At 45.3% G+C, this 6,212-nt stretch carries 3 protein-coding genes; all 3 read left to right on the top strand.

What is annotated here, in order from left to right:
• The first annotated feature begins 6 nt into the window (after window positions 1-6).
• Window positions 7-1,920: a DNA topoisomerase (ATP-hydrolyzing) subunit B gene (gene gyrB, locus MBEAL2_RS16305; RefSeq protein WP_047153330.1), complete on the top strand. Its 1,914-nt coding sequence runs from the start codon at window positions 7-9 to the stop codon at window positions 1,918-1,920.
• 193 nt (window positions 1,921-2,113) lie between these two features.
• Window positions 2,114-4,663, top strand: coding sequence for a DNA gyrase subunit A (gene gyrA / locus MBEAL2_RS16310; protein WP_047153331.1), 2,550 nt, complete (start codon window positions 2,114-2,116; stop codon window positions 4,661-4,663).
• A 138-nt stretch (window positions 4,664-4,801) separates the two neighbouring features.
• Window positions 4,802-5,887 carry an HD-GYP domain-containing protein gene (locus MBEAL2_RS16315; RefSeq protein ID WP_047153332.1) on the top strand — a complete coding sequence of 362 codons (1,086 nt, stop codon included), beginning with the start codon at window positions 4,802-4,804 and terminating at the stop codon, window positions 5,885-5,887.
• Window positions 5,888-6,212: the final 325 nt, after the last annotated feature.

Here is a 6,212-nt window from a genome sequence, read left to right on the forward strand (position 1 = left end):
AAGTAAATGGCAATGAACGAAGAAAACAATTACGGTGCCAGTCAGATTCAGGTGCTTGAAGGGCTCGAAGCTGTTCGCAAGCGCCCTGGTATGTATATCGGGTCTACGAGCAGCAGGGGACTTCACCATCTCGTGTGGGAGGTCGTTGATAACAGTATTGACGAGGCGCTTGCCGGGTATTGTGACGATATCCACGTATACGTACACGAAGACAACAGCGTTACCGTTACCGACAACGGACGGGGAATTCCTACGGAAGTTCACGAAAAAACCGGGAAATCAACGGTGGAAACTGTGCTTACGGTTCTCCATGCCGGCGGTAAGTTCGGCGGAGAAGGATATAAGGTTTCGGGTGGTCTACACGGTGTTGGTGTGTCCGTAGTAAATGCACTGTCTAAGCTGTTGAAGATAGAAGTAAAGCGTAAAGGAAAACGCTATATGCAGACGTACGCTTGCGGTGCACCTATAGAAGATTTGAAGGTGGTTGGAGAAGCGGAAGATACAGGTACGAAAGTTACTTTCCTTCCGGACCCTGAGATTTTTACGGAAACGAGGGTATACGAGTATGAAGTGCTCCAAAAACGGCTGCGTGAACTTTCTTTCCTTAACCGAGGGGTTCAGATTACGCTGCACGATGAACGGGATGGAAGAACGGACACGTATCATTACGAGGGCGGTATTCGTTCGTTTGTAGAGTATTTAAATAAAAACAGAGAGAAGCTTCACGAGCCTCCCATCTACCTCGAAGGGGAAAAAGACGGGCTCGTTGTTGAAATTGCTCTCCAGTATAATGATTCTTTTGTCAGCAACATTTATTCATATGCCAACAATATCCATACACACGAAGGCGGAACACATGAATCCGGATTTAAAAGTGCACTTACCCGTGTGATTAATGACTATGCACGTAAGAACAACATTCTTAAGGAAAAGGATATGAATCTTACAGGGGATGACGTACGGGAAGGGTTAACGGCGATTATTAGCGTGAAAATTCCTGATCCTCAGTTTGAAGGACAGACAAAAACAAAGCTGGGAAATAGTGAAGCACGAAGCATTACGGAATCACTGTTTGCCGAGAATTTTGCTGTTTATTTGAATGAGCATCCACAGGAAGCAAAGAAAATTATGGAGAAATCTCTCATGGCATCCCGTGCCCGGGAAGCTGCCCGGAAAGCCCGCGAATTGACGCGCCGGAAAAACGCGCTCGAATTCAGTTCTCTTCCCGGCAAGCTGGCTGATTGCTCCAGCCGTGATGCGGAGATTAGTGAACTGTACATCGTTGAGGGTGACTCCGCCGGCGGCTCTGCTAAGCAGGGGCGGGATCGAAACTTCCAGGCCATTCTGCCGCTAAAAGGAAAAATTCTTAACGTAGAAAAAGCGCGGCTTGATAAAATTTTATCAAATGCGGAAATTCGAGCGATTATTACGGCCCTCGGAACGGGCATTGGAGAAGACTTCGATATTTCTAAGGCGCGTTATCACAAAATGATTATTATGACAGATGCCGACGTGGATGGTGCCCACATTCGAACGCTGCTTTTAACGTTTATTTACCGTTATATGCGTCCGTTAATCGAGAGCGGCTATGTATATATTGCCCAACCGCCGCTCTATAAGTACCAGCAGGGCAAGACCATTCGTTATGCTTATAACGACAGGCAGCTGGCGCAAATCAGGCAGGAATCCCCTGCACGACCTGAGCCGAACATCCAGCGCTATAAAGGTCTTGGGGAGATGAACCCTGAGCAGCTATGGGAAACAACAATGGACCCGGAGAGCCGGACGCTTCTTCGCGTTGCGTTGGAGGATGCCATGGAAGCAGATATCATCTTTGAAACACTCATGGGCGATCAGGTTGAGCCACGGCGTGAATTCATTCAGGAACACGCAAAAAATGTTCGGAATCTCGACGTATAATAGCATAACCAGGCCTGAAAATAACCTGTCTTTTAAGATATTGTAAAAAATAAGCCTTCTTCTCATAAGAAGAAGGCTTATTTTTGTCTTTATAGGGAGATAAATGGTATAATAGATCTTATGTTCAGAACGATTCTAACCTGCTTTAGACAGGCCTGATAAACGTTAGATGACGGAGGTAGGAGGTAGTTTAATGGCCGAACAACGATCGAATGTCATTGATATAAATATTAATCAAGAGATGCGAAGTTCATTTCTTGATTACGCAATGAGTGTAATTGTAAGCCGGGCTCTCCCTGATGTACGTGATGGTCTTAAGCCGGTTCACCGACGTATTCTTTTTGCGATGAATGAAATGGGGGTTACACCGGATAAACCCCATAAGAAATCTGCGCGTATTGTCGGTGACGTTATCGGTAAGTATCACCCGCACGGCGATTCTGCGGTGTATGAAACAATGGTAAGGATGGCACAGGATTTCTCTTATCGCTATCCGCTTGTAGACGGACACGGCAACTTCGGATCCGTTGACGGTGACTCGGCGGCAGCCATGCGTTATACGGAGGCCCGTATGTCTAAAATTGCCACCGAATTGATGCGGGATCTTAATAAAGACACTGTGGATTTTGGTCCCAATTATGATGATAATGAGCGGGAACCGCTTGTCATGCCTGCTCGTTTTCCTCATTTACTAGTAAATGGGACGGCGGGTATTGCAGTTGGAATGGCGACAAACATTCCTCCACACAATCTTACGGAAGTCATTAACGGTGTTCTCATGCTTATCGACGACGCTGAGTGCACGAACCATGACTTAATGCAGCATGTTACAGGACCAGACTTCCCGACCGGCGCTTATATTATGGGGCGTGGGGGCATTCGCCGTGCCTATGAAACAGGCCGCGGATCCGTAGTGATTCGGGCAAAAGCCGAAGTTGAGGAAAACCGGGGGAAATACCGGATCATTGTTACGGAAATTCCTTATCAGGTAAATAAGGCACGGTTAATCGAGAAGATTGCTGAGCTTGTGCGTGAGAAAAGGCTTGAGGGCATTACCGATTTGCGCGATGAATCTGACCGTACCGGGATGCGGATTGTTATCGAGCTGCGTCGTGATGTAAATCCGCAGGTTGTGTTAAACAATTTATATAAGCATACGGCTATGCAAACGAGCTTTGGTATTAATATGCTTGCGCTCGTGAATGGTGAACCGCGTGTTCTTAATTTGAAGCAGATGCTTTATTATTACCTCGAACACCAGAAGGTAGTCATTCGCCGTCGCACAGAATTTGATTTGCGTAAGGCGGAAGCCCGTATTCACATCGTAGAAGGCCTTCTAAAAGCCATTGATATTGTTGATGATTTAGTCGACAGAGAAGGTCCGATTCGTTCGGCGACGGATACGGAAGAAGCCCGTGGTCATTTAATGGCCGAGACATTCGCTCTGCGTGGCAGGGAAGTGCCGCTTGGATTTACGGAAGAACAAGCGACTGCCATCCTTGCAATGCGTCTGCAAACGCTCACTGGCCTCTCCATTGAACGGCTTACCGATGAATACAATGAACTGTCTTCTATTATCGCTGAACTGCGCGCGATTCTTGAAGACGAAGGTAAAATTCTTGCCATTATCCGTGAGGAGCTTACAGAAATTAAAGAGAAATATGGCGACGAACGCCGTACAGAAATTACAATCGATATGGAAAATATCGAAGATGAAGATTTAATACCACAGGAAGAGGTTGTTGTAACGCTTACACACCGTGGATATATTAAACGGCTTCCGATTGATACGTACCGCGCACAGCGGCGCGGCGGCCGCGGGATCCAGGGAGCGGGTACAATTGATGAAGATTTCCTGCAGCATTTAATTACAACCAATTCCCATCACACCTTGCTTTTCTTTACAAATAAAGGCAAAGTGTACCGCTTAAAAGCATACGAAATTCCTGAACTGGGCAGAACGGCAAAAGGGATGCCAATCATTAACCTGCTGCAAATCGAACAGGGTGAACATATTCAGACCGTTATTCCTGTAAAAGAGTTCACGGAAAATCATTATCTTTTCTTTGCGACGAAACAGGGAATTGTTAAGAAGTCCGATCTTACGTCGTTTAGCAACATAAGAAGAGTAGGTCTTTTCGCAATTAATTTACGGGAAGATGATGAATTGATTGGCGTACGCCTCACCGATGGTGAACAGGACATCATCATGGGAACGCGGAATGGGATGTCCATTCGCTTCTCCGAAAAAGATGTTCGTATTATGGGCCGTTCGGCGACAGGGGTAAAAGGAATCCAGTTAGGCCGCGGAGATCAGGTTATCGACATGGATATTGCAAATGACGAGGCCGATGTATTGATTGTTACTGCCAAGGGTTATGGGAAACGGACCCCGCTCTCCTCTTATCGCCTGCAGACCAGAGGGGGCAAAGGAATAAAAACAATGCATCTGACCGAGCGGAACGGCGTTATCGCTGGTTTGAAGGTTGTTGAAAGCAAAAATGACCTGATGCTTATTACGTCTTCAGGCATCATTATTCGCCTGTCTATCAGAGACATTTCATCTATGGGCCGCAATACGCAGGGGGTAAAATTAATCCGCCTGGGTGAAGAGGAAGAAGTGGCTACTGTTGCTAAAGTGGAAATCGCTGATGAAACAGGAGAAGTTGAGGACGAATTAGATTCCCCGGTAAATGAAGAGGGAAATAACGAAGAAGACAATGATATTGTGGAAACAGAATAGACCAGCAACGGCGGCAGGGATTTTCCTGCCGCTTTTTCTTATTTGAAGGAAAGGGTTGCCAATACAAATAGTGGGGGTCTACAATAAAGAAAATAACGAGAGATAATAGAGAAAATTACAGAATGGGGTTTCGGAGTCATGCCTCAATTATTAACTGATTTGGTAAAGCCGGGTGTTACACTGTCAGAGCAGGTCGTAACCTCTCTTGGTGGTGTGCTTTTTGAGAAAGGAACACGAATTCAGCAAAGGGAAATCGAAATCTTAAAGGCCTTTCTTATTGAACGGATATCGATTGAAGAAGAAGTGGAAGACCATGCTGTTTCTGTAATTGACAAGGGAAAAGCTGAACAGGTGAAGATACAAAAGGCGGAGGAACCGGATAAACGGTTTGATTTAAAGGTAAGTAAAGCGGCCGATTATCTGGAAAAAATCACGAACTGGGTAGGGGGTGGAATGCCTATCCCGGTTATGGATTTACGTGAAACTGTCCAACCGCTCGTACAGGCGGTAAATGCAAAGCCAGACGTATTATTTAGCATTCAAAAAATAAAAGAACTCGATAAATACACGTATGAGCACAGCATCTTTGTCGGAATTCTTTCTGTAGCGATTGCGCGTTGGATGAAAATTCCTGAGCAGGAGTACATGCAGATCAGCCTTGCGGGCACGCTCCACAATATTGGCGTTTGCCGCATTGAGCCTTCCATCCTCCACAAACCAGGCAAGCTAAATTATGATGAATTTGAGGAAGTTAAAAAACACACATCATATGGTTACCAGATTATTAAAGGAACGGCAGGATTAAGCGAAGGGGTTGCCCTCGCCGCGCTCCAGCACCATGAGAGAGAAGATGGAAGCGGGTATCCGCAGCGTGTAAAAGGCAATCAGATACATCTGTATGCTAAAATTGTCGCAATCGCGGATGTATACCATGCCATGTGCACAGAAAGAGGATATCGCAAGGCCCTTTCTCCGTACCGCGTCATCGAGCAGCTCCGTGAATATAGCTTTGGAAAACTTGATCCGGTTATCGTCCGCACGTTTATAAGCGGCATCATGCAGCTGTCCGCAGGTAAAATTGTGAGGCTCAATGACGGCCGCGTCGGTAAAATCATCTTCGTTGATCCGCAAAACCCAACACGTCCGATGATTGATATAAATGGGCAAATTGTAAATCTGGTCACATCCCCAAGTTCTTTTATAGAAGATGTTATTTCTGTCTAATCCTTTTCCGTTACTTTAAAGTGGCATAGAAATCCTGATATGATAAAAAAGAATGACAGCAGAAGGGAACGTGTAGAATTCTCTTCTGCTTATTTGTTTGAATATAAAAATCCTGAGTGAGTTCACTTCGTTATGAGATCCAGAAAGATGATTTAACATAAGTAATAAATTACCATTGTTATTTACCTAGCATGCATGCTATATTATTACTTGTCGCCGCGAGGTGGTCAAGAAATAGAAACCATCTTATCCAAAATAAACAATCAAACAACGAAAAAAAGTTGTTGCAAATTGCTTGGTGATTTGATAAGATAGTTAAGTCGCC

Origin of the sequence: Aneurinibacillus tyrosinisolvens, from assembly GCF_001015055.1 — a bacterium.
In the GTDB taxonomy this organism is placed as follows: Bacteria; Bacillota; Bacilli; order Aneurinibacillales; family Aneurinibacillaceae; genus Aneurinibacillus_A; species Aneurinibacillus_A tyrosinisolvens.

Excerpts from the sequence above, each read along its gene's own strand:
- gyrA (WP_047153331.1), top strand. The coding sequence starts at position 2,114 with ATGGCCGAACAACGATCGAATGTCATTGATATAAATATTAATCAAGAG.
- gyrB (WP_047153330.1), top strand. The coding sequence starts at position 7 with ATGGCAATGAACGAAGAAAACAATTACGGTGCCAGTCAGATTCAGGTG.
- MBEAL2_RS16315 (WP_047153332.1), top strand. The coding sequence starts at position 4,802 with ATGCCTCAATTATTAACTGATTTGGTAAAGCCGGGTGTTACACTGTCA.